This is a genomic window from Bartonella jaculi, assembly GCF_039543045.1.
Classification (GTDB): Bacteria; Pseudomonadota; Alphaproteobacteria; order Rhizobiales; family Rhizobiaceae; genus Bartonella; species Bartonella jaculi.
In genome coordinates, this window is the sequence record NZ_BAABIZ010000176.1 from 1 (window position 1) to 715 (window position 715).

Genomic DNA, 715 nt, shown 5'->3' on the forward strand with positions numbered 1-715 from the left:
CTGGAAAAGGCAAGCGTGTATTGTTTCTGGTACCTTCTCTTGCTTTGATGTCACAAACAATCCGTGAATGGACCATTGATACAGAAATCCCCTTGCGTTCCTTTGCCGTGTGTTCGGATACACAAGTGGGCAAGCGTCGTAAAGGGAAACAGGATGATGAGGCTGGTCTCGATGCTTCTGATCTTGTCTTGCCGGCTACCACGGATGCGAAAGAACTTGCACGTAAAGCTAATAAAACATCTCTTGATGTGATGACCGTGGTCTTTTCGACCTATCATTCCATTCAAGTGATTTCCGATGCGCAAAAGGAATATGATTTATCCGAATTTGATCTGATCATTTGTGATGAAGCCCATAGGACAACGGGGGTTGTATTAGGAACAGACAAGCATGAATCTGAGTTTGTCAAGGTTCACGACAACAGCATCATTTTGGGTAAAAAACGTTTGTATATGACAGCAACCCCAAAAATCTTTGCTGATAGTGCCAAAAAACAAGCCCATGAGATGAATGGCATTTTAGCCTCTATGGACGATGAAGCGCTCTATGGAAAAGAGCTTTACACCTATACTTTCTCTAAAGCCGTGAAGAATGAACTTTTAGCACCTTATAAGATTATTGTTTTGGGTATTAATGAAGAGGAAGTGAGTGAATCCATTCAACATCTGATGACAGATGAGAATTATGAACTTACCCTTGATGATAAGACTAAAAT

The 715-nt window shown here is 41.1% G+C and carries 1 protein-coding gene; it reads left to right on the forward strand.

What is annotated here, in order from left to right; translation table 11 throughout:
- Window positions 1-715 (forward strand): DEAD/DEAH box helicase family protein (locus ABD915_RS10040; RefSeq protein WP_345117827.1); only part of this gene is annotated, 715 nt, incomplete at both ends.